The organism is Oceanobacillus picturae (assembly GCF_000612865.1).
In the GTDB taxonomy this organism is placed as follows: Bacteria; Bacillota; Bacilli; order Bacillales; family Amphibacillaceae; genus Oceanobacillus_B; species Oceanobacillus_B jordanicus.
In genome coordinates this window covers 1-22,624 of record NZ_CCAX010000002.1, presented here as the reverse complement: position 1 = coordinate 22,624, position 22,624 = coordinate 1, and the positions used below count along the sequence as shown (strand labels likewise).

Sequence of the window (22,624 nt, the reverse complement as noted above, 5' to 3'; positions counted from 1 at the left end):
GACGTGATTGATTGCGTGGCGCTTTTCATCGATTGAGAAAGCGGCGTGGTTGATAGGAAGGCTATAACACCCATTCAATTGAACTACAAAAAAAGACAACTACTTCAAATGTAGCTGTCTCAAGCATCGCTTATACTCGCGCCAACCGCGGAAGGCTTAATGGACAATGGCGTAATGCCTGCTTTTTCCCATGCCTTCATGAGTGCATCGGCTTTTTCCATTGATGGCATGAACGCAATCCCGCAATCGCCACCTCCAGCTCCTGACGATTTACCTGCGCCGCCATGTTCCTCCGCTAAATCACATAAGGTGCGAAGCAAAGGTGTTTCAATGGCTACGTTTGCCTGTCTTCCAACCTCGGATAGTGCTGTTCTGTTTTGTTTTACACCCGCTAACAATAAGTCAACATCTTCTTGTTCCATGCCTTTTAGAAACGTAGATACTGCTTTTTCACTAGCATCGAGAAAGTCTTGGTAAGCATTGGAGTTGCTGTCTTTTAGCAACATCAACTCATCCACCAGTTTGGCAGTGGAAGCGGGTTTCCCCGTCCATCCCACACAGACGTATACTGTGTCTGGCATGTTTACTGGCTTTAGCGAAAGATACTTCCAATCCTGTTCTACCAATTCACTTAAATTGCTCGTTTGTTTATATGCATCTTTTAGCCAATCCGCTTGGAATGATACATATTGTAAAAAGCCCCCATATGCTGAGGCAGCAACATCCGCTCCAGAACCATTTCCTTGAACATTCACATGTGCAATTGCTGAAAGCTTAAACACTAGTTCCTGTTTATATGTGGGTAAATATTTTTTTAAAATAGCAGTAATAACAGAGGTTACGACCGCAGCGCTTGAACCCAAGCCGTATTTTAGACCGGAGGCATCATCTAGCTCACTTTTAACCGAAATGGCAAAAGACCCTGGCTTAATATTCTGCTCATGAAGATAGGCCATTGCAATACGCATGGCCTCTTGTACAAATACTGTTTTTGGATTATCCGCGTGTATTATAAGGCTCCCTTTTTCGAAGTCCCATATAAGGTCCTCTAATTGAAAGTCATGAAGTGACACACGATTCTGCTCGCTCTCTTCAATGGTGGTATATACATAACGATTAACCGCCATTACCACTAATTGGTGATATGGTTCCAAAACGGCAAATTCGCCCGCTATCATTAACTTCCCAGGTACCTTTATTGTCATCGGTCTATGTGGCAATGGATTTCATCCCTTACAAATAGGTTACTCCCTGCCCAGGTCGGCTTAATCGAATATCGGCAACACCTGGAATGTTTCGGAGTGTCTTTTCAATTACTTCCTCGTTTTCCGGTAAGTATAACACTTTCACGTTAGGTCCTGCATCAATTGTAAAATAGGCAGGTATCCCTTTTTCGCGCAAATCTCTCACCGTTTGCATGACAGTCATTGTCGTATCATGCCAATATGTAAATGGCGGGTTAGCACCAAGTGTGGTCGCGTGCATTTTTAGACAGTTTGCCTCAGCCACTTCTCCCACCTTTTGAAAGTCCCGTTCTTTAATTCCCTCTTTAATCTGGCTCATATCAGTAGGAATGCTATTAAGCCAGCCCTGATAAAATGGGGAAGTTTCTACAGTGCGTTTCATTCCAGCCCGACTCGAAACTTTTTTCGCTGTGGATGACAAAACAACCGCAGCAACTCGCAGATCCCAGTGTTCTGCCGGGGCGATAGGAACCGCATACGAATCACTTCCATCTTCCTCTGCTCCCATTTCCCATTCAGCAAACCCTCCATAGATCGACCGGCAGGCTGAGCCTGAACCTTGTCGAGTCAAAGCAGAAAGTTCTCGATCTGACATGTTTTGCCCAATCGCTTTTGTTCCAGCCGCTGCCAATGCAGCAAAACCAGAGGCAGATGAAGCAAATCCTGCAGCTGTCGGAACTTCATTTGTAGAATCGACCTTTGCATACAAAGACTTCCCTGCCTGTTGTCGAATAAGGTCAAGAAATTCAGATACACGTCTATATTGTTCCCCTTCGACAACACGTTCATTTAAAATGAATTTGTCTTGGGTATACTCCTCCGAAAAATGTACGGATGTAGTGGTATAAAAGCCATCCAGCGTTAAAGAAAGTGAGCTGTTGGTTGGTAGTATTATGGATTCGTTTCGTTTTCCCCAATATTTAATCAAGGCAATATTTGTATGTGCTTTAGCTGTTGCCTTCATAATAGGTCCCCTTTTTCACTATTTCTTATGGTGCCTTTTGAGCACAAATGGCCATACAGCATGTGCACCAAATTTCCTTAATTTCTCAGCAAGCAATCTTGAATGTACTTCATTTTGAGCAAGGGCAATAATACAGCCGCCGTTGCCGCCGCCTGTTAACTTCGCTCCAAGAGCACCTTCTTCACGTGCAAATTCAATAAGCTTGTTTAATCCTGTCGTACTAACTCCCAAGGCTTCTAACTCTTTCTGTGCCTCGTTCAGCATTTGTCCAAGCAAATGCTTCCCTCTTTTCTCCAGCGCATCCTTAGCCTGATGGGTTAACTCTCCGATGCGGTCAAGCTTCCGCTGGATTTTACGTGGAGCTACGCGAAGTAAATGCGCTACAGATTCAACTGCCATTCTTGTATCTCCAATGCTGCCTGAATCGGCAACAACGAAATGAAAATCATCATTTAACTCAATAAATTCCGTAGGGTTATCCTTTTCATACCATACAGGTAATTCAGAAGTTATTGTTAACGTATCAATTCCACTAGGCGCTCCGTGCGCAAACGTTTCTGCAATGTTTGCAAGCTTAAGAAGCTCCTCATCTGTGTGATCAATACTTGCATACGCAAATAATGATCGAATAACAGAGATCGCGACAGAAGCACTAGAACCAAGCCCTTTTCCAGGAGGTACCGAGGATTTAATCCGAATTAGCAGATCCGCTTCCGGCATTTCAAGGTATTCAAGGGTTCCACTAATACAACTGGCAATCCCTTGCAAGGATTCAGGAGCTAAATCCAAGGGTCCATGATAAAACGTGCTATCAATCACGACCGGCCCTGGCTCGTGTTCTACTATAGATTCTACACCTACCAAAGGAAACGGGATAGCGATAGCGGGTTGTCCGTGTACAACTGCATGCTCCCCAATTAGAATCAGTTTACTATGAGCTATTCCTATAGCTGTTTGTTCTGTAGTTGTAGCTTTTTCTGCACTCATTTTTTAATTTGTTCCACCAATTCTTTAGCTTTTCCGACACGGATTTCGTTTAGTTCCACTAACTTTCCTGCAACGATATCAATCATCTCCCCAGAAGCCCCTGCCGCTATTGCAACAGAGCGAGAATGTAATGCCATATGTCCTTTTTGAATACCATCTGTTACTAACGCTTTAAGCGCTCCAAGGTTTTGCGCTAATCCAACAGCAACAATGACCTGAGCCAATTCTTGCGCGGATTCAACGTTCAAAATATCTTGCGCTACCTTAGCAATAGGATGCACACGTATAGCGCCGCCTACAGTTCCGACTGACATAGGCAATTCTAGTTCACCAACTAGGTTTCCCTTACTGTCCGTAGACCATGTAGTCATGGAGCTATATTGTCCTGTTCTTGCTGCATAGGCATGTGCCCCAGCCTCAACTGCACGCCAATCATTACCAGTAGCAATTACGATAGGGTCAATTCCGTTCATAATTCCTTTATTATGCGTAACCGCACGATAAGGGTCCGAAGCTGCAAACTCGTACGCATGTACGACACCATCTCGTACTTCTTCTCCGGAAAAGTCACCTGATTGAAGTAAGTTGGCAGGAATGACACAGCGCGCCCGCGCAAGACATCTATCTGCATAATTAGAAAGAATTCTCAAGTAAACCTTCCCATTTGTTAACGACTCGACAGTAGGTGCTAATGACTCCACCATAGTATTAATTATATTCGCACCCATCGCGTCACATGTATTTACATACAGATGCACGACGAGCATTTTACCATAAGCCGAATCAGACGCCTCGTTTAAGATCCTTACTTCCAGATCCTCAGCTCCCCCGCCTCTAGCAACCAGGCTTGGATAAGCAGCGTTAGCATCCTCAATAAGTGAGTCCTTTTCCGCTAGTATGGACGCCTTAGCAGCATCCAAATCAGGAGCACCCACTACTTGAATTTGCCCGATCATTACTCTTTCCGTGGCTTCCGTAGTGAATCCCCCGGCTTCTCGAACGATCTTAGCAATATAACTGGCTGACGCAACCACAGATGGTTCTTCAATAGCCATTGGTACTACATATTCTTTCCCATTTATTAAGAAGTTCAATCCTACTCCTAAAGGAAGAGGGTATGTTCCAATCACATTTTCAATCATTTTATCTGCAGTTTCAGTAGAGAGCGGTTCATTGAAAGTTGCTGAGTCATTCGCAGAAAGGTGTTGGGCATCTTGCAATAATTCTCTGCGTTCTGTAACTGTCTTATTGTAGAAGCCTGGGATCCGGGAAGTTTTCATACGTCTTCATCCTTTTGTATACAATAATTATATATATAAACTTCGTATCAATTTTGTTAATAAAGTCTTAAATCTAATTTATTATAACACGTTTGGCATCTATATTTCCTTAAATAAAATCACTGTAACTATTATGTAAAAAAAAGGGCTAAAATGCAAATAAACAAGGTTGTTTATCAATAAAAACGACCCTGTTTATCTACAATTACCATATTCATGTTGTACACTAACGTTAATTAAAATGATGAGCCATGAAGGATTCGAACCTTCGACCCTCTGATTAAAAGTCAGATGCTCTACCAACTGAGCTAATGGCTCGTACACACTTGAAGTGAATAGTGGTGCCGGCCAGAGGACTTGAACCCCCAACCTACTGATTACAAGTCAGTTGCTCTACCAGTTGAGCTAGGCCGGCAAATGGTGGAGGATGCAGGGATCGAACCGCGACCTCCTGCTTGTAAGGCAGGTGCTCTCCCAGCTGAGCTAATCCTCCAGCATGGGTTAAAATTTGGTGACCCGTACGGGATTCGAACCCGTGTTACCGCCGTGAAAGGGCGGTGTCTTAACCGCTTGACCAACGGGCCATAGGAATTAATGAGATCATGATTTGAAAGTAAATCGACAATTTGTTACATATCTCTCAAACCAACGAATTTTATTATAGCTTTTTCTTTACACTTTGTAAAGAGGAAAATACAATTTTTTTATCTTTTTTTCATTTGCTTCAAAATATGTTGAAACAACAACGTTCCACCTGACATATTTAGCAGAATGCTAGTGGTCTTTAGTCCATTTCCAACAAAACGTTCTAAATTACTATCTTGTTTTTAACCGCTAGAGTTACTCAACATACTTTCTAATTGTAATTCAATTAGGTTATAATATAGAAGATCATTATAATGGAGGTATTTTTCATGTCTAATTTAATGCAAGGCAAGAATGTAGTCGTCATGGGTGTTGCAAGCGAACGAAGTATTGCCTGGGGAATAACAAAGTCATTACATAACGCAGGAGCAAACCTGATTTTCACAAACAGACAGGAACGTTCTTATCAAAAACTAACAAAGTTATTAGAGAAAAATGATATAGAGCCAAGATTAATTGTATCATGCGATGTTGCAAGTGATGAAAGTATTACAGATGCATTTGATGAGATAAAGGAGAAAGTTGGCGTCATTCACGGCGTGGTTCATTCCGTAGCGTTCGCCAAGCGTGAGGAACTAAAAGGCGAGTATGCTGATACATCACGCGAGGGTTTCTTACTAGCACAGGAAATTAGTGCATTTTCTTTAGCCGCTGTGACAAAAGCTGCTAAACCACTTATGACTGAAGGTGGTAGTATTGTTACACAGACCTATCTTGGAGCAGAAAGAGTAATTCAAAACTACAACGTGATGGGCGTTGCCAAAGCTTCCTTAGAAGCAAGCATGCGTTACTTAGCAGAAGACGTTGGGAAGTATGGAATCCGTGTTAATGCCATTTCAGCTGGTCCAATTAGGACTTTATCTGCAAAAGGTGTCGGCGGCTTTAACGAAAAACTTGGTATTATCGAAGAAAAAGCTCCACTACGCAGAAATGTAGATCAGGATCAGGTTGGAGACGCTACTTTATTCTTCCTAAGTGACCTGGCTAGAGGGGTTACTGGAGAAGTCATGCACGTAGATTCCGGATATCATATTATCGGAGGATAATATGATAGAACAGAAGACGCTTCTTTGCATATCATTTTGCAAAAAGCGTCTTTTATTTTAGGGGGAATGTTATATGTATGATGCGTTCTTTTCTGTTGAAGGAAACACATTTGTTTCATTCCATACATCTCATCTCATTATGTTACTTATTTATTTAATAGGCTTTATACTACTTATTCTTTTTAGCACATTAAAAACACGATCTATCTATGGCCGTATTTATACCATGATAAAATGGTTCCTTTTCATTCTATTAGTAACGTCAGAGGTTAGCTATCAAGTCTGGTCAGCAACTAGTGGAATCTGGGTCTTAAGTGAATATATTCCCTTGCATCTATGCGGTATTGCCAGTATTACGGCAGCCATATCTCTTTTACTTCAGAACAAAAAGCTTGCCACTTTAACTTTCTATATCGGTTTTATTCCAGCCCTACTAGCGTTAATTACACCGGAGTTACCTTATGATTTTCCACATTTCCGTTTCTGGAAATTCTTTTTGCATCACATAGCCATATCTTGGGCGAGCCTGTTTTTAATTCTCACAAGTTCAATCTCTTTAAAGTACAGCTCTATGCTTAAAAGCTATGGTTTACTACTCATCTACGCTGTATTTATAGGCTTTATCATTAATCCAGCTTTGAATTCTAATTACCTCTATCTTCGGGACACACCATTATCAAACACACCTTTAGACTATTTCGGTGATGGCATGCTATATTATGTAAATTTATGTCTAGTCGCACTTGCTGTCTTTTCGCTCCAATGGGGAATCGTTCGCTTCTTGAAAAAGTCCTAGAAATTCTTGTTTTACGGAGACTCATTCAAGTCCAGCCAGGATAACATTTCCGCTATGATAGAATTGATTTTCTGATCAATCACTTCTTCACCATATTTTTCTTTAGCTCGTGTAATATTTTTTAACAGTTCCTCGTTTAAGTCAATAACCGGGTTATCCTTCTCAAGCTCGTTGAAAAGTTCTATCATTGCTTCGTTTCCTTCTTGTATACGGTCTATTGCATCACTATATTTCTGATAATCATTTTCGTTAGCTCTCATTTTTCATCACCTCTTTCTAGCTTAACCAAAAGCAAGTAATTTCATTTGAATTGGGAGGGGAAAATCCCCCTCCCTTGTTTTACCCCGGTGCAATCGCCCGTAAGACTCCCACTTCAAAACATGAAGTGAAACCAAAAAGAGTTTTTAGTGACAGTAAACTTGCGCTAACACCCCGATTCGTTCAACTAACAATCAGTGAGGGAAGAACGAAAACCCCCACTGATTGGAGTTTCACTTTATCTGGTATAGTATCTTACATAATTAGGGTTTGCCGTAATATACAAGCCGCTTTTTATTTGATACATATACCCACCGTCTACCGGGAACCTGTCCCGAATAACGGTAAACACTTCTCCACGATTTACAACCACGGCACGATCATTCCAATCAGCAGTATTGTACGTCCAAAGAGAGTCTGTCACGATTTCGACGTATCCCTGACCAGTTCCACCACCATCCTTCTTTACCAATCCAAGATAAGAGGCAATTGAATCAGCAAGTGCTTTTCCGGTGTTATCCATGACCCCATTGTTGCGCATTTTTACAATATCAATCGTAGAATCCATAAACCCACCTTCAATAAGGATGGCGGGCATATTCGATTCTCGTACCATATGAAAGTTTGCCGACTTGACGCCACGATCCCGTAATCCCATCGCTGTTACGATGCTCGGGTGTATAGCTCGTGCTAGGGTATTACCAGAAGAGGATCCAGGATAATGGTACGTCTCGGTACCTGTCCAAGTTCCCCACTGCCCTGTGTTGGCATTATGATGATAGGATACCAAGATATCAGCATTGGCGTTGTTAGCTTTATTCGTTCTCGTTGTTAACGGAACGTCTGTGTTTCCTGTAGGATCATCCAATCTCACTATAGTAGCGTTCTCGTATCCTCCAAGGTAGTTAATAGCAGCCGAAACTACCTTATTGTTAAAGCTCCATTCTCTTTCTCCTGCAGGTGTTCTCTTTCCCGGTGTGTTAATTCCATGTCCTGCTCCAATTGCAATAATTGCCATAATAAATCTCCTCCTTGATTTAATATATTAGAAAAACGGCTTGCCCGTTTGGACTAGCCGTTTGACTACTTTGCCAAATGATATTTTTTTAGTACTAGTTTTTGCTGTTCACCTTTTGCTGTAAGGTAATTATTTTTAAACCATGACCACACAGAGACAGAGAAACATAACAAGTATGCTATCGTTTGCTCATCCAACACGGGAATCGGCTGTAAGTTATAGTGATTGAGCAGCACATTCGACCAAGATATTACAAGGGCGATGGTGCGTACGACCGTTCCTCTATCCATTACATCACCTCCCTCTTTTTATTTCATATACCAAACGTCAACAGAAAAAATAGAATTTGACATACAAACGCCCCAATCATAGAGATTAGGGCGATTCCCAAATGCCTTGAGCTAGTCTGAATGGAAGTGATTTTACTATTGTTCTCGGTAGAACGATAGTTTGCCTCGTCTGCAATTTTCTTTGTCTTGGCGAGTGTTTCTTTAATATCTTCTATTTGATCTATTTTTCCATTTAACTCCGCCAACGACACCTTCACTTCCGTAAGCACTGTCATAAATTCCTTCAAATTTTCCTGTTCCTTTTGATTTAGCATTCCCAACCTCCCTTCAAGACGTAGTAGTGTCCTTTTCTTTTCATTTGTTAAAATGAAAACGTCTTTACCTAGCAATGTTTTGCTTAGGAAAGACGCTAAAAAGGAATAGTATCTCCAACAAGAACATTTGTTCTATTCCTGTTAATCCGATTATACACCTCCCTTGTTATTCTTGTCATCTACTGAGCAGAGTGTGTAAAGTGTGAAATTTTCCGAACTATCTCATCCTTCACATGATAGACCTGCCTTCTTGATAAACCCATATGCTGGCTAATCGCACTGATTGTCATTCCATCTAACATACATTCTAAAATAGCCTTTTCCCTGGGATCTTCAATGACTTCCATTCTTTCTTGGATATATAGTACCTTTTTCTCTAATTTCATGATCCATCCACTCTTCTTCTCCCTACGTAATACTTCTTGTCCAACGGGATCACTAACCGTTCTTTTTGCTTTAGGAAGGGTTGACTCTATTCCAGAAGAGGAAACTAGCTTTAAACCTATCTCTTCTTCAAGCACATCGCGCTGCCTTTTAATTTCTTTAATCATCCAATGATAGTCTTTCAATGTGCGCTCAATCTGTTTTTCGTTCATTAAACCCCGCCCCCTTTTCAAATAATAATTGTGCATACTTACTTCTCTTAATAGGAGAGAGAACACCGCTTCGTTTATCCTTTCTTACGTCACTGACAATCCATCTAACAGCACTCATCTTTTTATTCATAGATTTACCCCCTTGTTATTGTAAAACATGTTAGAATATGATAGAACGTGTGTTCCTATATTATATTTCTAAAACAGAAATGTAAAGAGGACTTTAGGGCTAAAAATAACAATCTGTTTCATTAACAGAAACTATGTTAGGATATAGAGGATATAGGAAAGGGTTGTTCACGGTGAATTTAGGGGAAAGAATTGTCCAATTGCGAGAGAGACAAAGGTGGAGTCAACGAGAACTTGCCAAACGCGTTCAATTAAATGTGAGTGTTATGAATCGTATTGAGCTAGGGGAAAGGCCTGTTAAAGACCATGAACTTAGCCGTATAGCAACAATCCTCGAAGTAACTACAGACTATCTTCTTGGGAGATCAGAGAATCCTTCCATGTCTGAAAAACAAGAGTTTGAGGCATTTCGGAATGACCCTTCACTCGAGAGATGGTATAAAACGTTACCGCAAAATAGTGAAGAAGATTTGCGCAGGTTAAAAAGGATTTGGGAAGCATTCAAGGAAGAGTAAGTTATCTTGCTAAAGACTCTTTACCGGTTGTTAGGTGTACAAATAATGGTACACCTCCTTTTTATAACTTAAATACGAACATACATTCTTTTTCCGAGGGGGCATTACTATGTTTTACACTAGGACAGAAAAATTTGTTAAGGACCTTTTGCTATCTTTTAATATAAAAAAGCCTGCAGACTTAGGGATTGATAAAGTAGCAGATGCTCTTCAAGTAACGGTACATTTATGGGAGTTTGGAAGTGAAGCAATATGTAGGAATGGGAAATACATTATCTTCTTAAATGAGCAAAAGAATGAAAGAGTTCAGTGGCAAGAATTCACCCATGAGGTTGGACATATTATGTGGCATGTAGGAAGGCAAGAGCTATTACCACCCAGCTTTATTGAGTTACAAGAATGGCAGGCAAACTATTTCAGCTGCCACCTTTGCATCCCCACCTTTATGTTGGAAGACAATACTTTGAAAATGACACCGTATAAGCTCATGGAATTATTTAATGTAGAGTATGCATTTGCTTGTAAGCGTATGGAGATGTTGGAGAATAAGAGGGGGTATTACAGAAGTAATCTTTCTTGATTTATAGAGGGCCGAAAGCGTGTAGAATAGAAAATAAAAGGACTTTACTCGAGTTGAGTAAAGTCCTTTCTCATAAGAGGCGATTAGAATAGTTTACTGTGGCTTAAACATGCTTAGTAATAAAATGCAGAAAATTTTTTTGGACATTAAGGCCTAAAAGGGGGATCATGATTTTCGAGTTTGAGATATTTTTTCACCATAATTGTCTATTTTATAAAAAAGGCTCGCTACAATATAGATAAAAAGGAAAATAATGAAATCATAAAATGTCGGCCAACCTCTTGGGTTATAAAACCCGATGGCATCAAATAAATTCATCCCTCCAAACGCTGCGATACCAGCAAAAATTACTCCTTTAAAAAACAAATTAACTTTCGGTCCAACTTGCAGAACAAACATAACTGCAACAGGCGCTAATGACAAATGGTAAGGCAGAAACAATACTGGAGATATAGGTAGGAATTTCATAGGATAGGACCAAAGGCCATAAGACATTGCAATAAGATCAATTAATAGAGAGAGAATGATGGTAATGAATCCAGCCAATAGAAGACGGCCAGTATTTTTCTTATCCCTTAACAAGATCCAAATAAACCAGGGAAAAATAAATAACCCTATGCCTAACCACCATTGCCAAGTAAAGTAACTATCCGCCCGTAAAACGGGCGGTTTTAGTTTCGCCCTATAAGGGCACTTTACCAACGATGCCCCTAAAGGGGCTTCGAAATTGACCGTCAACCGTTTATATTCCTATCTATTTTTTAAATGGATCGACGTATTCAAGTTTACTCATGTTGTCCCGTAGTCTATCCTCAGATTCCTGTTCACGAATGTACTTTGCCACCGTTTTTTGATTGAGCTCTACTGTACTGACATAGTAACCTTTTGCCCAAAATGTGCGGTTCCCATGATTGTACTTTGGTTTGCATGTCTGTCGTGAATCATTAAAGAGCTTTTACCTTTTAAGTAACCCATAAAGTAAGATACTGACATCTTTGGTGGTATCTTCACCAGCATATGGATGTGGTCGGGCATGGCATGAACCTCGATAATTTCTACATCTTTCATCTCACATAAACGTCTTAAGATCGCCCCGATGTCTCTTCTTAACTTGCCATAAATTAATTTCCTTCTATACTTGGGTATAAAGACTATGTGATACTTACAATTCCATCGGGTGTGTGATAAACTATTGTCACTCGACATGAGTAGTTCTCCTTTCTGTATATAGAGTCGGTTTGACGGCCAACTCTATTATATCGAAAGGAGATTTTTTCTGTTACAACTCTACAAGTTGAATTCTCACACAGGCAGAGCCTGTGGTTTTAAAACCAGTAATAAAAAAGGCTTTTACTCCAAAGAAGTAAAAGCCTTATATATCAAGGGTTTAGATAAGCTTCCAAGCGGATTCGAACCGCTGACCCCTTCCTTACCATGGAAGTGCTCTACCTGCTGAGCTATGGAAGCAGACATAAAAATGGCTCCACAGGTAGGATTCGAACCTACGACCGATCGGTTAACAGCCGATTGCTCTACCACTGAGCTACTGTGGAATAATAATAAATTACTATAACAATCTTATTATGTACATGGTGACAGATTATTATACGCAATATATAAAAAAATAGGCCTGGCGGCGTCCTACTCTTGCAGGGGCAAAGCCCCAACTACCATCGGCGCTGGAGAACTTAACTTCTGTGTTCGGCATGAGAACAGGTGTGACCTCTCCGCTATTACTACCAGACCTAATTCACTTAACTAAGTTACAGTAAATAAGCGTGCTAATTTCTTAGCCTTGCTTTATTTCAAGCTGAACAAATTGTTGCAGCTTTAAAAAATGATGTCGTTGTTGTTACTCTTATTTAGTTTTCAAGGTACAAGATGAGAGAATTGCTCCCTCAAAACTGAACCAAACAACTAGTATGTCCTTACCGGAAGATTCTCCGAAGAGAATCCTCGGCGTTCCGATTCTATCCTTAGAAAGGAGGTGATCCAGCCGCACCTTCCGATACGGCTACCTTGTTACGACTTCACCCCAATCATTGGTCCCACCTTCGGCGGCTGGCTCCAAAAGGTTACCTCACCGACTTCGGGTGTTACCAACTCTCGTGGTGTGACGGGCGGTGTGTACAAGGCCCGGGAACGTATTCACCGCGGCATGCTGATCCGCGATTACTAGCGATTCCGGCTTCATGCAGGCGAGTTGCAGCCTGCAATCCGAACTGAGAATGGTTTTATGGGATTTGCTTGACCTCGCGGTTTTGCTTCCCTTTGTTCCATCCATTGTAGCACGTGTGTAGCCCAGGTCATAAGGGGCATGATGATTTGACGTCATCCCCACCTTCCTCCGGTTTGTCACCGGCAGTCACCTTAGAGTGCCCAACTAAATGCTGGCAACTAAGATCAAGGGTTGCGCTCGTTGCGGGACTTAACCCAACATCTCACGACACGAGCTGACGACAACCATGCACCACCTGTCACTCTGTCCCCGAAGGGAACTTCCTATCTCTAGGAATAGCAGAGGATGTCAAGACCTGGTAAGGTTCTTCGCGTTGCTTCGAATTAAACCACATGCTCCACCGCTTGTGCGGGCCCCCGTCAATTCTTTTGAGTTTCAGCCTTGCGGCCGTACTCCCCAGGCGGAGTGCTTAATGCGTTAACTTCAGCACTAAGGGGCGGAAACCCCCTAACACCTAGCACTCATCGTTTACGGCGTGGACTACCAGGGTATCTAATCCTGTTCGCTCCCCACGCTTTCGCTCCTCAGCGTCAGTTACAGACCAGAGAGTCGCCTTCGCCACTGGTGTTCCTCCACATCTCTACGCATTTCACCGCTACACGTGGAATTCCACTCTCCTCTTCTGTACTCAAGTCCTCCAGTTTCCAATGACCGTTCGCGGTTGAGCCGCGAGATTTCACATCAGACTTAAAGGACCGCCTGCGAGCGCTTTACGCCCAATAATTCCGGACAACGCTTGCCACCTACGTATTACCGCGGCTGCTGGCACGTAGTTAGCCGTGGCTTTCTGGTTAGGTACCGTCAAGGTTGGGTCAGTTACTACCCAACTTGTTCTTCCCTAACAACAGAGTTTTACGATCCGAAAACCTTCATCACTCACGCGGCGTTGCTCCGTCAGACTTTCGTCCATTGCGGAAGATTCCCTACTGCTGCCTCCCGTAGGAGTCTGGGCCGTGTCTCAGTCCCAGTGTGGCCGATCACCCTCTCAGGTCGGCTACGCATCGTCGCCTTGGTGAGCCGTTACCTCACCAACTAGCTAATGCGCCGCGGGCCCATCTGTAAGTGACAGCCGAAGCCGCCTTTCAACTTTCCTTTATGCAAAAGAAAGTATTATCCGGTATTAGCCCCGGTTTCCCGGGGTTATCCCAGTCTTACAGGCAGGTTGCCCACGTGTTACTCACCCGTCCGCCGCTCATTCCACAAGCGTCACCCCCGAAGGGGATCAGCTTGCTTCCTGCGCTCGACTTGCATGTATTAGGCACGCCGCCAGCGTTCGTCCTGAGCCAAGATCAAACTCTCCAAAAAAGTTTGTATCATGTCGACACCAATCAACATGATCCGTCTTAGCTTTGCAGAAAACTGGCTTCTGCTTGTATTTCTTCGAAAAACAGAAAGTCTGTTTTCCCTTGACATACTAGTTGTTCTGTTCAGTTTTCAAAGAGCGAATTAAGTCTCTGTCGTTTTTTGCGACAAGATATAATTTATCATGTTTTCGTTTGAATGTCAACATGTTTTTGAAATTATTTTTTAAAGACTGTGTTGCGTGTTTTGTTGTTTATTGACAACAGAAAATAATATAGCATATAAAAATCATAAGATCAATAGATATTTTAAAAAAACTTATATTTTTATGAAGTTCCCTTCATCCATACACTAATAAAAATGCTTTAGTATTGCTTAACACACTACAATTGACTGTCCATGTGAGATAAAATAATTTTAAACCATGGTTTCTAGAATCATACCGTTGTTATACCTTTCCTCTACAAGTAAGATACTATTATATTCAATAGTAAAACTCACATTTGCTCGTTTTTTCCAAATGTATATGTTTTTCTTCTTCATGAGACTTACAAAATTACTTTTTCGTCATTGCTTCCAAACTAAGATTTTATACTTTCCTAATTTGAAAAGAAAAAACCGCCACTATGATGGCGATTATTATTTATTGGTTACCACTGCGTTTAGGCATGTATTTTAAGCATTCCTTTTCGCTGGCCACCCTGCGAAACAATTGAAATAACAGTTGGTACCTTTCCCCCATCGACGGTTTAAGCTTATGATCAATACGATGATCTTCCAAGTCCATTAGCAATTCTTCTAGTTCACGTTTTAAAAGATACTCAACTTCCTTTTGTTCCATTTCGTTAATTAGTAAACCTAACATGTATTCACCTCAAATTTCTTTTTTCTTTAATAACACTTCTTTTTCTCATTTATCTTGACCAAGCTCGATACTTAAATATGCGTACCCTATCATATCTATTCGTGAAACATGCCGAATTTTGTCGGTACAAAATGACTTCATGCATCAATCACAATATCATAAGATTACTATTCCCACTTTTTCTTGTTTTTCATCCATATTTCCCTATTCTTTCTTTATTAGCTACTTTTTAGTCAGTTCTAGAATAGGTTCTTCGCTGCATATGATATAAAAAAGGACAAGTATTTAGGAGGGGTAAGCTTGCAGCATTTTTACGTCTTGAAGGCTAACAGATGGAAACGCTGGCTGGTTATCGTATTGTTTGCCTTGTTTACTGCTACGTTTGTTTGGTTTGAGCGTGACGGGGCTTTTTCAGTTTTTTCGAGTGATACACCTCAGGCGCTAACAAAAGGGAATGCGAATGAAACAGACATCGCACTTACATTCAATATCAGCTGGGGGGAGGATAAAGTACACGATATCTTAAAACAACTTGAGGACAAGCAAGTCCAGGCTACGTTCTTCGTTAGCGGAGAATGGGCGGAAAGGCACCCAGATATATTGAAACTAATCACAGAAGGAAAACATGAACTAGGAATGCTTGGTTACCGTTATAAAAGCTATTTAAAAATGGAACCAGATCAAATAAGAAGTGATTTAAATAAAGCAGAGGAGACGTTTACTAAACTGGGTTATGAAGACATTAGCCTTCTCCGACCTCCAAGTGGCCAGTTCAACAAAGACACAATTGAATTGGCAACAAACTTGGGCTTTACTGTCGTTCACTGGAATGTTAATTCAAATGACTGGACCAATCCTGGTACAGACAAGATTATCGATAATGTAATGAAACATACGGAAAATGGGGATATTCTCCTCATGCACGCCTCTGACTCTGCTAAGCAGACTGCCGGGGCTCTAGAGAAAATACTGCCAGGACTAAAAAACAAAGGCTTCTCTTTTATTCCAATTAGCGAGTTACAAAGCCAAGCACATGCTGAATCCAAAGTAGTAGAATAAAATGAAGAAAACCTGCTGTAGAAAATCCACAGCAGGTTTTTAGTTCACGTTATTTCTTTTTACCCTTTGTATTTCCGGCCGTTTCCGCTGGCTTTCCTGGGTTAATGCGATGTAATGTGAGCAGTTGATATGTATTACATACTAATAAGGTTACTATCATAAGGACTGCATAATCTGTTCCCTCGGTATTTAATCCAGGTATCCATTCTAGTGTCGTCATAACCACCATAAAAAATAAAGCTGGAATGAAGGCACGCTTATTCGTTTCTTGCGCTTTTATGCGCGCAACAAACCAACCATATCCCAGCAGTGCTGCAGACATTAACAAATACCAAAACATAGAGATTTCACCATCTGTGGCCTGATAAGGGAAATAAACCAAATCAAATACCACAAAAGCAATAAGAAGCACTTGCACGGTTGGCCAGTAACTTCGAAATAGTCCTAATCCAAGACGATTAATAAACAAGTATGCAAAAAAGCCTGTCTGGCTAATAGCACTAAATACAAGTCCTATCCCAATAAAAAAGACAATCAGTCCAATTAACTCCATAAAATTGAATGGAGTAAGATTACTTCTATATTGCTCCGACATTACAAAAAAGCTGGTTATTAATCCGGCTAATCCTCCTAAAAATAGGGTTTTGATAAAGAAATTCACTAATTTTCTACTATTCAAAACAACTTCCTCCCACTATGTATGCAAAAAAGATAAAATTTTACGCAAATGCTTACATGAGTAGTTTATCATGATGGAAGACATTTTTCCTTAACCTTGCGCATATTTTTCTTTTTCGACACTCATATTAAAGGTGTAGAGGAAGGAGGAACTCCAATGAGCCGTTTATTATTAATTACCGTTCTTACCCTAACTGCCTTGTTCATTACCGCATGTAGTGGAGGTAGTGCCTCTGGAGAAGAAGGGGATTATGAGGCAACAAAGAAAATGGTTGTCGATATATTACAGACTGAGGATGGCAAGAAAGCCCTCGGAGAAATCATGACAGATGAAAAGATGAAACAGGAGCTCGTTATTCAATCTGATGTTGTAAAGAAATCTATAAATGAAACCCTTGGGTCAGAAAAAGGGGCAGAAATGTGGTCCACCTTATTTAAAGATCCCAAATTTGTTGAAGGTTATGCAAAATCGATGGAAGAAGAACAAAAGAAATTAATGAAGAACTTAATGAATGATTCTGACTACCAGAAGCAAATGTTAGAGCTGTTGCAAAACCCCGAAATTAAAGATCAAATGCTTAGTACCCTAAAGGGACAGGAATTCCGCTCCCATCTTGAGGAAACGATACAGCAAACATTGGAAACCCCTACGTTTCAGGCAAAAATGCAAGATATTCTTTTGAAAGCTGCCGAGAAACAGGGAAGTGGGGAACAAGAAGGCGGCGGGGGATCACAACAAGAAAGTAGTGGCGGCGGTGGCGGTGGTGGCGACCAATCTGGAGGCGGTGGTGGAGGGAGCAGTTAGATGCTTTTCCACATCACTCGAGTACTTAACATGGAATACACCACAAGATCACAAGTCACCCAAAAGTAAAAACAGAGCGGAGGCACCTTGTACCCGCTCTGTTTTGCTTGAAATCAAATCTATTTTTTATTCTTCCATTTTGGCGACGACTTTCGACGCAATTTTATGGTATTCTTGTCCAATTGGATGGTCTTGCTGGTAGATGGAAGGTGCGAAAACATCTTCTTCCTCATAAGGCTGCTGGAGTGGAAGTTGACCAAGCACTTTTGTATTCAATGCTTCAGCAAGCTTCTTCCCGCCCCCTTGCCCAAAGACATACTCTTTTTCTCCTGTCTTTTTGCTTTCAAAGTAAGCCATGTTCTCTACAACTCCAAGGATTTCGTGATCCGTCTTGAGCGCCATTTGTCCGGCACGTGCCGCTACGAACGCTGCCGTCGGATGTGGAGTTGTCACAATGACTTCCTTACAACTTGGTAATAAGGAGTGAACATCCATCGCAATGTCACCTGTACCAGGTGGCAAATCAAGCAAGAGATAGTCCAAGTCGCCCCACTCTACTTCCTTGAAGAAACTGTTAATCATTTTACCAAGCATTGGTCCACGCCAAATTATTGGTGAGTTGTCTTCAACGAAAAAGCCCATCGATACTACTTTTACGCCAAAACGCTCGACAGGAATTATTTTTTCCGCACGAACTACCGGACGTTCCTCGATGCCCATCATATCCGGAACACTGAAACCATAAATATCTGCATCAATAACGCCAACTTTTTTACCAAGACGCATAAGGGACATTGCAAGATTCACGGTAACTGTTGATTTTCCTACTCCACCTTTTCCACTTGCAACTGCAATAAACTTAGTATCTGTATTGCCGCCCATTAACGATGCTTCCTTAGACTCTTCTACGGCCGACTGATACTTCTTAATTACGTCATCAGGCAATTGTTCAAAACGAAGACCTACGGTAGTGGCACCATTCTTCTTCAATATGCCAACGATTTCTTGTTGTAGTTGCATTTGCTCAGCAGTATTGGTTTTTCCAATGGCAACCTTGACACTAACATGGTTCTTTTCTTCTTTTATGGTTACTTCTTTGATCCCTTCTGTTTCTTCGAGCGATCTATGTAAAAATGGATCCTTAACAGGATTTAGTAATTGAATTATTTCGTCCTTTTTCAACACAATACGTCACCATCCTTTTCCAGCTATTGTATTCCTACACTCATGGCTAGTATAACATAATTCAGCTAAAACCTAAGTGATATGAATTATCGCTGGATTAGGATTGGTCACCCTTTCATTCTTCCTCCTCTTTAGGCTCCTCCGTTACATAGCGTAGAATCCCCTCATAAATACTTGCTGATATTTGTTGTTGGTAGTCAACTTGTTTTAACAATTCTCTCTCTGATTCATTTGATAAAAACCCAATTTCCACTAACGCTCCTGGCACTTCTGCATGTTTTAGTAAATAGATACCATTAATTGCCATCGGTTCTCTTGTCGTATTTTCCATATTACGAATAATTTCAGACTGAATCATACTTGCAAGGTGTTTGTTCTCATCAAATTGAGGATAATAGAATGTCTGTGCCCCTCGCCATTTTGTGGAAGGTAGGGCATTTAAATGGATAGTCAGAAAAAAGTCTGATTCCTTTTCATGGATAAACTCAAGACGTTTTCGAATATCTGCTGCTTTTCTTCTCGCAAGTCCTTTTGTATCCGTTTCTGCCAAATCCTTATCTGATTCCCTTGTTAAGTAGACCATTGCGCCAGACTGTTGCAAATAGTCCTGTACTTTTTTTGAAACTTCAAGAGATATATCCTTTTCGAGTGTATTGTCTTTTCCAACTGCTCCTCCATCGGGACCACCATGCCCTGGATCAATGACAATCGTTTTCCCTGATAAAGGTAACGACCATGAAGATGTACTCCATTCTACGTCACCCTTTGTTAATGGCAACTGAATTAAGAACACTAATAAAAGCATTCCTATTCCCCAGATTACAAACTTACTTCCCCGCTTCATTTGCCTGTCCCCTTTATCGTAAATTCCCTTAGGAACATTCTATGGGACAAGACACTGTAATATGACGATCAAAAGCGCAAAGTGCCGTTTAAAACGTATTACTTAGTTGATTGAATCGGTTGCACATAAGCTTTACCGTAGGTGATATACTACTATTACGCACATACCGTGATTAAGCTATCTTACGTTTCATTTTAAAATAGTAGTGGTATTATTAAAATAAGTTAATTAAAGGAAGGGGTATTCTATGGATTGGCTCGGAATCGGCGTAACAGTTATTGGTGTCGCATTTTTAGTATTGGTTATCGTATTAATAAAGCCATTAAATAAGTTGGCAGGCGTTTTAGGGGGATTACAAAAAACAACAGATAACCTCCCTACACAAGTAGATGATATGATGTCTCAAGCGAAGGATGCGTTGCAAACCGGGAATGACACATTATCTCAAATAAACACTCAAATAAAGGAGCTAAGCCCTATCTTCCATACCATTGGAGATGCTGGCAGAGCTACAAATCAATTATCTACATCGATTGCAGACAAGGTAATGAATGTTAAAACGGACACTGCAGAAGGCCGCTCCTTTATAACAAAGCATGATCTTGAAGGACTTTATGGACTAGGTACACTAATTTACTATATCGTTCAAAAGAGAAAAAGCGAAGAACGCATATAGAAGAATAGGCCAAAATAAAAAATCCCCATAATGGGGATTTTTTATTTTGATACTTTATTATTGATCTCATTTTTAATGTTCTTTAACTGCTCGTCACGTTGCTTTCCTGTTTCGTAAAGTTTTCTCTCAGCTTGTTTCAACTTCTCGAGAAGTGACTTGTTCTCTTCAAGGGTGCTTCGCTTTTCTTTACTGTTTTTAACAAACCAACCAGCAGCAACGCCGGCTCCGCCTGCTAGAATAGATCCCAGAACCTTATTCATTGGATTCACGACCAGCTACTCCACCTTGCTCCGCTTTCTTTTGCTGTCTTCTCTTCTGAAGCCAATAATAACCAAGTGCGAATGATCCATAGGCGCCGCCAAGTTTATTTTTCTTTGTTACCTCATTTGCTTCTCCAGTCTTCATTTTTAAAGAATCTGTTACATCCACTAAAGATGAAGAAAATTTACGGGTGACATTTCCAACATCCCCCATAATATAAAACATTGGGCTTAACTGCTGCATCTTGTCATTAATATCACGAAGTGTATGATTGCTCTCCTCGATAAGATTACCAGTCTCTTTTAAGATATCATCCATTTGCTTTGGAAATTGATTGACTGTTTTCTCTACTCCTTGTAAAACCCCAGCCAAGTTATTTAGTACGTGTGCTACGAAAATGGCTATTACAATAAAGGCAACACCGATTAGTAATACGCCGACTCCAGTTAGTGTCATATTATCTTTCCTCTCTCCCTGATGGATTTATTGGTACAAGCTGTGTTTTATTTTGAACCATTATCTCATTTTTCTTGCTCGATTTCTTTGTTTTTTTAAACATATTAAATACTGTTAAGGCTGCCTCACTCCATCTAATGGCTTCCTGGAACGGTTTTGTTTTTTCCTGCATTTCCTGATCAGATAGCGTTGTATAATTGCTTTGAATAAATTCATTGGTCGTGTTTACCGTTGTACCTACATGATCAACGGTATCAAACACATTATTGGTTGCATTTAATTTTTCCTGAATATCATCAATTGTTGCCCCGGTCTCCCGGATGGTCTCCTTTAATGGTGGAGTGATGTACTGAAGTTCTTTTTCGAATTCCCCAAGCGTATTACCCATCGATTTAATGGTATCCGATAGTCGCTTCAATACAATGGCTATGTATACAGAAACGATTGCAAACGCTAGAGAGAGTAATAAAATTGCTAGATAGAATATTCCTTCCATTGAAAACCCTCCTTCTTAATTGCATTATACCACTACCCTACCAAAATAAAACGTGAAGCCCCTTACGATTGAATGATTAACATGAAGGGTATAGACAAAGAAACACGTAGTTTGGAGGTTAGCATATGAAAAAAGTAAAAGCATACGGGAAAAAGTTTATAGAGCAATTTCAAAAAGATAATGTCCCAATTCTTTCGGCCGCGCAAGCCTATTACTATTTTCTTTCCATCTTCCCTTTAATTGTGGTTTGCTTTGCACTAATACCGTATTTTAACATAAATCCTCAAGATGCTGTGACCTTTATAGGCAATGTCCTTCCAAGCGAAATTGCCAGTGTCTTCGAAGAAAATATTGTGAGTCTTGTGGATACCCAAAGGGGTGGTTTGCTTACGGTTGGTATTATTGGTGCATTATGGTCCTCATCCGCAGGAATCAATGCGTTTATCAAATCTACCAATGAAGCTTATCATGTGGAAGAAACCCGTAACTTCCTTGTTGTAAGGCTTATTTCATTAGGACTGACATTAGGCATGATTGTGACACTGGTTATTGCTATCCTTGTTCCCGTTTTCGGTGATGTTATTTTAAGCTTTGTAAGCTCTATTGTTGGGTTTTCGGGGACCATGGAAATAATCCTCCAAATTTTACGTTGGGCTGTAAGTTTGTTGGCAATTACCGGCTTCCTGCTTATTCTGTACAGATTTGCACCAAATAAACGGATTCCTTTTAAGTACATCTTTCCCGGTGCACTCACTGCAAGTATTTTATGGTTGCTCATTTCACTAGGATTTTCTTTTTACGTTAGCAATTTAAGTAACTATTCCGCAACGTATGGGAGTCTCGGGGGGATTATCGTCCTTATGATCTGGTTCTTCCTTACAGGAATGGTCTTAATGATAGGCGCTGTCGTAAACGTATTAAATTACCGGCACCATCATAGCGTTGAGGAAACAAGACAGGCGTCTAATATGTAAAAGCAAAAGTGGAGAGTGCCCGTAATAAGGAAGGCCGACTAAGTTCGACCCGTCCTGGGTCAACGTCGGCATGACCCGGATCCTCCGGGCCCACGTACGAACTGCGCCTGGCCATGTAGTTT

The 22,624-nt window shown here is 40.8% G+C and carries 26 protein-coding genes, 6 tRNA genes, 2 rRNA genes and 1 pseudogene; 8 read left to right on the top strand and 27 right to left on the bottom strand.

Annotated features, from left to right (window positions below; translation table 11 throughout):
- Positions 1–119: 119 nt before the first annotated feature.
- The 8 genes from BN988_RS11170 to BN988_RS11135 form a co-directional block, all read right to left on the bottom strand.
- Entirely contained in the window at positions 120–1,220 is a 1,101-nt protein-coding gene (locus BN988_RS11170) for a phosphomevalonate kinase (RefSeq protein ID WP_051557892.1), read from the bottom strand.
- 13 nt (positions 1,221–1,233) lie between these two features.
- Entirely contained in the window at positions 1,234–2,208 is a 975-nt protein-coding gene (gene mvaD, locus BN988_RS11165) for a diphosphomevalonate decarboxylase (protein WP_036576826.1), read from the bottom strand.
- Between the two features lie 18 nt (positions 2,209–2,226).
- Positions 2,227–3,195: a mevalonate kinase gene (mvk, locus tag BN988_RS11160; protein ID WP_036576824.1), complete on the bottom strand. Its 969-nt coding sequence runs from the start codon at positions 3,193–3,195 to the stop codon at positions 2,227–2,229.
- Positions 3,192–4,475 (bottom strand): hydroxymethylglutaryl-CoA reductase, degradative, encoded by a 1,284-nt coding sequence (locus BN988_RS11155; protein WP_036576822.1) that lies wholly within the window; start codon positions 4,473–4,475, stop codon positions 3,192–3,194. Before BN988_RS11155 ends, mvk begins: the two co-directional genes overlap by 4 nt.
- Positions 4,476–4,720: 245 nt before the next feature.
- A tRNA-Lys gene (locus BN988_RS11150) sits at positions 4,721–4,793 on the bottom strand.
- A 21-nt stretch (positions 4,794–4,814) separates the two neighbouring features.
- Positions 4,815–4,890: transfer RNA gene (locus tag BN988_RS11145), tRNA-Thr, on the bottom strand.
- 3 nt (positions 4,891–4,893) lie between these two features.
- Positions 4,894–4,968: transfer RNA gene (locus BN988_RS11140), tRNA-Val, on the bottom strand.
- A gap of 16 nt (positions 4,969–4,984) precedes the next feature.
- Positions 4,985–5,059 (bottom strand) — tRNA-Glu (locus BN988_RS11135).
- Between the two features lie 330 nt (positions 5,060–5,389).
- On the opposite strand from BN988_RS11135, the gene fabI reads away from it, so the two are divergent.
- The gene (gene fabI / locus BN988_RS11130; protein ID WP_036576820.1) at positions 5,390–6,166 is read left to right on the top strand and encodes an enoyl-ACP reductase FabI; all 777 of its coding nucleotides are present in this window, start codon (positions 5,390–5,392) and stop codon (positions 6,164–6,166) included.
- A 73-nt stretch (positions 6,167–6,239) separates the two neighbouring features.
- On the top strand, positions 6,240–6,962 hold the full coding sequence (locus BN988_RS11125; RefSeq protein ID WP_036576818.1) for a YwaF family protein: 723 nt from the start codon (positions 6,240–6,242) through the stop codon (positions 6,960–6,962).
- A gap of 11 nt (positions 6,963–6,973) precedes the next feature.
- Here the strand turns inward: BN988_RS11125 and BN988_RS11120 are convergent, their stop codons facing one another.
- The 6 genes from BN988_RS11120 to BN988_RS18910 form a co-directional block, all read right to left on the bottom strand.
- The gene (locus BN988_RS11120; RefSeq protein ID WP_036576816.1) at positions 6,974–7,222 is read right to left on the bottom strand and encodes a hypothetical protein; all 249 of its coding nucleotides are present in this window, start codon (positions 7,220–7,222) and stop codon (positions 6,974–6,976) included.
- Between the two features lie 236 nt (positions 7,223–7,458).
- Positions 7,459–8,238 (bottom strand): N-acetylmuramoyl-L-alanine amidase, encoded by a 780-nt coding sequence (locus BN988_RS11115; RefSeq protein WP_036576813.1) that lies wholly within the window; start codon positions 8,236–8,238, stop codon positions 7,459–7,461.
- 65 nt (positions 8,239–8,303) lie between these two features.
- Complete coding sequence (locus BN988_RS11110; RefSeq protein ID WP_036576810.1) at positions 8,304–8,528, bottom strand: phage holin; 225 nt, start codon at positions 8,526–8,528, stop codon at positions 8,304–8,306.
- 23 nt (positions 8,529–8,551) lie between these two features.
- Positions 8,552–8,842 (bottom strand): hypothetical protein, encoded by a 291-nt coding sequence (locus tag BN988_RS11105; protein ID WP_036576808.1) that lies wholly within the window; start codon positions 8,840–8,842, stop codon positions 8,552–8,554.
- 179 nt (positions 8,843–9,021) lie between these two features.
- Positions 9,022–9,438, bottom strand: a complete 417-nt coding sequence (locus BN988_RS11100; protein WP_036576805.1) for a helix-turn-helix domain-containing protein — start codon at positions 9,436–9,438, stop codon at positions 9,022–9,024.
- The gene (locus tag BN988_RS18910; RefSeq protein ID WP_155988295.1) at positions 9,419–9,568 is read right to left on the bottom strand and encodes a hypothetical protein; all 150 of its coding nucleotides are present in this window, start codon (positions 9,566–9,568) and stop codon (positions 9,419–9,421) included. Before BN988_RS18910 ends, BN988_RS11100 begins: the two co-directional genes overlap by 20 nt.
- Before the next feature lie 172 nt (positions 9,569–9,740).
- Between BN988_RS18910 and BN988_RS11095 the strand changes: the two genes are divergently transcribed.
- Both BN988_RS11095 and BN988_RS11090 read left to right on the top strand, forming a co-directional pair.
- The gene (locus tag BN988_RS11095; RefSeq protein ID WP_036576804.1) at positions 9,741–10,082 is read left to right on the top strand and encodes a helix-turn-helix domain-containing protein; all 342 of its coding nucleotides are present in this window, start codon (positions 9,741–9,743) and stop codon (positions 10,080–10,082) included.
- 109 nt (positions 10,083–10,191) lie between these two features.
- A complete protein-coding gene (locus BN988_RS11090; protein ID WP_036576802.1) occupies positions 10,192–10,662 on the top strand; it encodes an ImmA/IrrE family metallo-endopeptidase in 471 nt (156 codons plus the stop codon).
- Positions 10,663–10,827: 165 nt separating this feature from the next.
- On the opposite strand, the gene BN988_RS11085 is transcribed toward BN988_RS11090, so the two are convergent.
- From BN988_RS11085 to BN988_RS11055, 7 genes and pseudogenes are all read right to left on the bottom strand, one after another.
- Positions 10,828–11,400, bottom strand: a complete 573-nt coding sequence (locus tag BN988_RS11085; RefSeq protein WP_051557890.1) for a CBO0543 family protein — start codon at positions 11,398–11,400, stop codon at positions 10,828–10,830.
- A gap of 16 nt (positions 11,401–11,416) precedes the next feature.
- A pseudogene (gene tnpA, locus BN988_RS11080) lies at positions 11,417–11,868 on the bottom strand (IS200/IS605 family transposase).
- 188 nt (positions 11,869–12,056) lie between these two features.
- Positions 12,057–12,129, bottom strand: a tRNA-Thr gene (locus tag BN988_RS11075).
- An 11-nt stretch (positions 12,130–12,140) separates the two neighbouring features.
- Positions 12,141–12,215, bottom strand: a tRNA-Asn gene (locus BN988_RS11070).
- A gap of 75 nt (positions 12,216–12,290) precedes the next feature.
- Positions 12,291–12,406: ribosomal RNA gene (rrf, locus tag BN988_RS11065) — 5S ribosomal RNA — on the bottom strand.
- A 236-nt stretch (positions 12,407–12,642) separates the two neighbouring features.
- A 16S ribosomal RNA gene (locus tag BN988_RS11060) occupies positions 12,643–14,206 on the bottom strand.
- Positions 14,207–14,846: 640 nt separating this feature from the next.
- Entirely contained in the window at positions 14,847–15,068 is a 222-nt protein-coding gene (locus BN988_RS11055) for a hypothetical protein (RefSeq protein ID WP_036576800.1), read from the bottom strand.
- 300 nt (positions 15,069–15,368) lie between these two features.
- Between BN988_RS11055 and pdaB the strand changes: the two genes are divergently transcribed.
- Positions 15,369–16,127 carry a polysaccharide deacetylase family sporulation protein PdaB gene (gene pdaB, locus BN988_RS11050; protein WP_036576798.1) on the top strand — a complete coding sequence of 253 codons (759 nt, stop codon included), beginning with the start codon at positions 15,369–15,371 and terminating at the stop codon, positions 16,125–16,127.
- A gap of 49 nt (positions 16,128–16,176) precedes the next feature.
- Here pdaB and BN988_RS11045 read toward each other — a convergent pair whose 3' ends face one another.
- On the bottom strand, positions 16,177–16,806 hold the full coding sequence (locus BN988_RS11045; RefSeq protein WP_036576796.1) for a KinB-signaling pathway activation protein: 630 nt from the start codon (positions 16,804–16,806) through the stop codon (positions 16,177–16,179).
- 156 nt (positions 16,807–16,962) lie between these two features.
- Between BN988_RS11045 and gerD the strand changes: the two genes are divergently transcribed.
- Positions 16,963–17,610 carry a spore germination lipoprotein GerD gene (gene gerD, locus BN988_RS11040; protein WP_036576794.1) on the top strand — a complete coding sequence of 216 codons (648 nt, stop codon included), beginning with the start codon at positions 16,963–16,965 and terminating at the stop codon, positions 17,608–17,610.
- Between the two features lie 126 nt (positions 17,611–17,736).
- On the opposite strand, the gene BN988_RS11035 is transcribed toward gerD, so the two are convergent.
- Both BN988_RS11035 and cwlD read right to left on the bottom strand, forming a co-directional pair.
- Positions 17,737–18,795 (bottom strand): Mrp/NBP35 family ATP-binding protein, encoded by a 1,059-nt coding sequence (locus tag BN988_RS11035; protein ID WP_036576792.1) that lies wholly within the window; start codon positions 18,793–18,795, stop codon positions 17,737–17,739.
- 115 nt (positions 18,796–18,910) lie between these two features.
- Positions 18,911–19,639, bottom strand: coding sequence for an N-acetylmuramoyl-L-alanine amidase CwlD (gene cwlD, locus BN988_RS11030; protein ID WP_036576789.1), 729 nt, complete (start codon positions 19,637–19,639; stop codon positions 18,911–18,913).
- A 247-nt stretch (positions 19,640–19,886) separates the two neighbouring features.
- Between cwlD and BN988_RS11025 the strand changes: the two genes are divergently transcribed.
- Complete coding sequence (locus BN988_RS11025; RefSeq protein ID WP_036576786.1) at positions 19,887–20,315, top strand: DUF948 domain-containing protein; 429 nt, start codon at positions 19,887–19,889, stop codon at positions 20,313–20,315.
- A gap of 41 nt (positions 20,316–20,356) precedes the next feature.
- Here the strand turns inward: BN988_RS11025 and BN988_RS11020 are convergent, their stop codons facing one another.
- The 3 genes from BN988_RS11020 to BN988_RS11010 are packed head-to-tail and all read right to left on the bottom strand — an operon-like array spanning position 20,357 to position 21,528.
- Positions 20,357–20,584, bottom strand: a complete 228-nt coding sequence (locus BN988_RS11020) for a hypothetical protein (RefSeq protein ID WP_036576783.1) — start codon at positions 20,582–20,584, stop codon at positions 20,357–20,359.
- Positions 20,568–21,032: a DUF948 domain-containing protein gene (locus BN988_RS11015; RefSeq protein ID WP_036576780.1), complete on the bottom strand. Its 465-nt coding sequence runs from the start codon at positions 21,030–21,032 to the stop codon at positions 20,568–20,570. Before BN988_RS11015 ends, BN988_RS11020 begins: the two co-directional genes overlap by 17 nt.
- Before the next feature lies 1 nt (position 21,033).
- Positions 21,034–21,528 carry a DUF948 domain-containing protein gene (locus tag BN988_RS11010; protein WP_051557888.1) on the bottom strand — a complete coding sequence of 165 codons (495 nt, stop codon included), beginning with the start codon at positions 21,526–21,528 and terminating at the stop codon, positions 21,034–21,036.
- Positions 21,529–21,653: 125 nt separating this feature from the next.
- On the opposite strand from BN988_RS11010, the gene BN988_RS11005 reads away from it, so the two are divergent.
- A complete protein-coding gene (locus BN988_RS11005; RefSeq protein WP_036576778.1) occupies positions 21,654–22,502 on the top strand; it encodes a YihY/virulence factor BrkB family protein in 849 nt (282 codons plus the stop codon).
- Positions 22,503–22,624 lie beyond the last annotated feature (122 nt).